This window comes from Proteiniphilum sp. UBA5384, assembly GCF_002410825.1.
In the GTDB taxonomy this organism is placed as follows: Bacteria; Bacteroidota; Bacteroidia; order Bacteroidales; family Dysgonomonadaceae; genus Proteiniphilum.
The window spans coordinates 1-3,415 of record NZ_DHOS01000056.1; the positions used below are offsets into that span (position 1 = coordinate 1).

A 3,415-nucleotide genomic window follows, 5' to 3' on the forward strand; every position below is an offset into this window, starting at 1 on the left:
GAGATTTTAATAGGACAGTAATGAGTTCTAATATAAAATACAGGGCTATCATCATCTTCATCAAGAGATATAGATTTCCAATCAGGATTCCCGTCAAATTCAAGTTCACAATATTCATCATAACAGACTTCTGCGTTAAAAATATTCATCATGGTCATTACTGAAATAGAATATAGCTCCATATCATCGATGTCACATGCTAATTTTATTGCATCTCCACAGTCATCATAACATGCCATATATACTTGAAATTGTCTCCAAGAATGCTGCTTTAATTCATCTAAGTGGTTTGTTTTTCCTACACTTTCCCTAATTTCTCGATATTGGTTATTCCAATACATTTCCCACTGTCTTAAAAATTCTGGCAAAAAAACATGCTTTTCAACACCTACATCAGTATATATTTCACTCCATATATTTTTATCTGTTTCAGTATAAATTTCACCATATGATTTGTTTTTAATAAACGATCTCAATCTAGACGTTAGTCCTTCATAAGTATCCATTTCGTAAATATCTTCCTCCGTATGAAAATGAATAATTTCTCCAATTGTTTCAACCTTATAATCTCCTTTTTTTAACCCACTAAATTTCTCAAAGGCCTTTATAAATTCTGCATATTTGGGCAACTCACTGTCCTTGTTAAAATAATCGAACATTCTTTCAGCAATTCCATCTATACCCTTTTCTTTTGTGAATAAGAGTGCTTCGTTTTTCAATCGTATCAATACATTATCTTTATCTTCATTTTTTAATTCATGGTATTTCCCTGTAAGATATTTCTTGAAATCTTTCAATGTAAAATAAGATATATCTTCGATATCAACTTCCCCTTTTTTTAAATTCCATTTATCTGGTTCGACTGAATAATCCAGACTAAAGGTTACTCTTTCTGATCCATCGCTAATACGGCAATATAGATTCTTTTTTCTGCCTTCATTTAAATAATATACTATCTTCATAATCCATAAATTTGTAATATAAATAAAAACTACACTGTAAATGTAATAAATAAATATATTACAACAAAATTTTATAGGTTTATTTCACTATAAACCACAGAAAACTGCTATCACAAAAATACTCTTATCTGGGATTGCATTTGATTATGTATGCATCACAACACCAAACCACACAACTCAGGACTTAAAAACTACGTAAGAAAATCGATTTTCTTGAAAGAAATAAATTTCCTGTGCGGGAGTTTTCACAGGGCATGGCCACAAAACTGGCTAATAGAAGTAAAAATGGTATCTGATACAGGAGGGAAATTTTGCAAAAAACAGGTGAAAAATGTTTTTAGTTTAGAGTGAAACCTTTAATTTTAAATGAAATAAATAACACCCGGAATTAAAGCTGTGTGCTTACATCTTTTTTATCTGTTTTATTACAGCCAAAAGAGGAGAAATATCATTTCGCAATGTGTCAAAAATCACATCAGTATCAATTTCAAAATAACCATGCGCAAGGCGGTCTCGCATACCCATAATATCACTCCACGAGACCGAGTGGTAATTTGGCAAGAGTTGTTTTTCGGTATATTTGTCAAGCCGTTTTATTTCTTCACCAATAATGATGAAACTCATACAAATGCCATTTAATGAATTCTTAGTTGATAAAGATACAACCTTTTCAAGGTCTATATTCAATATAAGGTCACATCATTCTCAAAAAATGAATGTGCCTAAAACAGACAAAACCTACAAGTTATTGAACTTGTAGGTTTTGTCTGTTTTTTATCGCCTTTTGGCTTTGTATCTCCGCGGAGATAGAGGGATCAGGTTCGAACACCTCATTCCACTCCTAAATTTTCTCAACAAACTTAAAGAATTGATTTACAGAAAATAACCAATAAGTAATTTATTTTGTCTAAATATTAAAACAATATCTCTCAGAACTTTGCAAATACAAGAAAGACGTTCGAATACAAAATAGAAGTCGTCTTTTGAGTAATTTTCGGAAGTTTGAATAAACAATCTGTAATAATAGATTCGATGCAATGGTGATATTCTTTTCCTTTACAAGCTGATATTGGACAGTTTTCTCTCCCGTTTGTTTTTATTCTTCCTCTCCTTCTATTTGTTTCTGAGCTGTTTTGTCTTGTAGTCCGGCCTTCGCATTCAGAGATGTTACGATTCTTTTGCCGGTTTGAGATTCAATTTCTTTCCGGGTATTCCCTGCGATTGTACCCCCTTTTTTAGCTATCGATTTACTTTGGAGAAATGTTTTCGGTTTCTTCTCCTTGCTGATTTCGGTCGTAGTAGCTTCTGCCAGCATGTTAAGCACCAGTTCAAGATTGGTCATATTATCCCGAAGGCTTTCCTTCTTCAATCCCTTATGAACTTTATACTGTTTCACCGAAAGTCCACTCCATGCTTTTGTAATCTCGTCAGTGAGGATGGCGTATTCCTGCCCTTTTTTTACGCCCCGTTTGTCCCATTCGTCGGTGAGTTCTTTGCGAACTTCGATACTCTTTAAGCGTTGATTGATCCAAGCCACGCTATAGCCTTTTCTCAGGTAAGTCTCCATCAGTCGATCTATACCAATCTCAGGGTCATTAATTTCGTCAATACGTTCTCTTCCTACTTTTGCAAGCCATTGTTTGAATGGCTCTGCTTTTTTTGAGGGGATTGATTGAATAATTCTTAATATGCCTTCTGTGTCGGCAGCTTGTATTTTCCTTTTTTTCCCGTCGGCAGCGATCATTACAACCGGGGTACAAATTGTACCCCAGTTGACATTTAGTTCGGTATCACGTGAACGCATTTTCTTGATGTATTGTTTCACGTCTGTACTTTCAGATAATATCTGAACTACGTCCGATACGGAAAAGTACCATTTCTCCTCTTGTCCGTCCCAATGGGTACGAACTTGCTTTTGTTCAAATAACTGAATATTATTTCCTTTAGTCATAATATTATATTAAGTACCTTCACAAAGATAACCCCAACTAAGCGATTTTATCCAATTCTAATTGAACAAAATTCTTTTTCCATTAGAAATACTTAGAATTGGGGATGATAGAAATTACCCAACCCAACAATCCGAACACCCTCATTCAAAAATACAGATTGACTGAAAAGCAAAAAAGGATAAAGAATAAATCAACTTCTTTTCAACAAGTTATACGAGTTCGAAACCCTCCGGCTATAAACGTTAAAAAATAATATGCTAAAAACAGGAATTTCAGACAACAATGCAGGCATATCCGTAATCATTTAAATATAAACCAGTTGTCTTCAACTCATAATAAATCGATATCGTCAAGTAAAAATAGGAATAAACAGTCTATTTCTGGTATCGAACACACAAAACAAACTATAATCAGCTAATAATCAATACATAAATAAACAAAAAAGAGGAATATTAGTATTTTACCCCTAATTTCCTCTTTCAGCGGAAAGAAAGGGATTCG

At 33.6% G+C, this 3,415-nt stretch carries 4 protein-coding genes; 1 reads left to right on the forward strand and 3 read right to left on the reverse strand.

What is annotated here, in order from left to right; translation table 11 throughout:
- From B4G81_RS10875 to B4G81_RS10885, 3 genes are all read right to left on the reverse strand, one after another.
- Window positions 1–962 (reverse strand): hypothetical protein (locus B4G81_RS10875; protein ID WP_294082399.1); only part of this gene is annotated, 962 nt, incomplete at its 3' end.
- Window positions 963–1,364: 402 nt separating this feature from the next.
- Window positions 1,365–1,649 carry a DUF86 domain-containing protein gene (locus B4G81_RS10880; RefSeq protein WP_294082401.1) on the reverse strand — a complete coding sequence of 95 codons (285 nt, stop codon included), beginning with the start codon at window positions 1,647–1,649 and terminating at the stop codon, window positions 1,365–1,367.
- Window positions 1,650–2,058: 409 nt separating this feature from the next.
- Window positions 2,059–2,913 carry a BRO family protein gene (locus B4G81_RS10885; protein ID WP_294082403.1) on the reverse strand — a complete coding sequence of 285 codons (855 nt, stop codon included), beginning with the start codon at window positions 2,911–2,913 and terminating at the stop codon, window positions 2,059–2,061.
- A 98-nt stretch (window positions 2,914–3,011) separates the two neighbouring features.
- On the opposite strand from B4G81_RS10885, the gene B4G81_RS15245 reads away from it, so the two are divergent.
- Window positions 3,012–3,167 (forward strand): hypothetical protein, encoded by a 156-nt coding sequence (locus B4G81_RS15245; protein ID WP_349678749.1) that lies wholly within the window; start codon window positions 3,012–3,014, stop codon window positions 3,165–3,167.
- Window positions 3,168–3,415: the final 248 nt, after the last annotated feature.

Coding starts and splice junctions, on each gene's coding strand:
- B4G81_RS10885 (WP_294082403.1), bottom strand. CDS start 2,913: ATGACTAAAGGAAATAATATTCAGTTATTTGAACAAAAGCAAGTTCGT.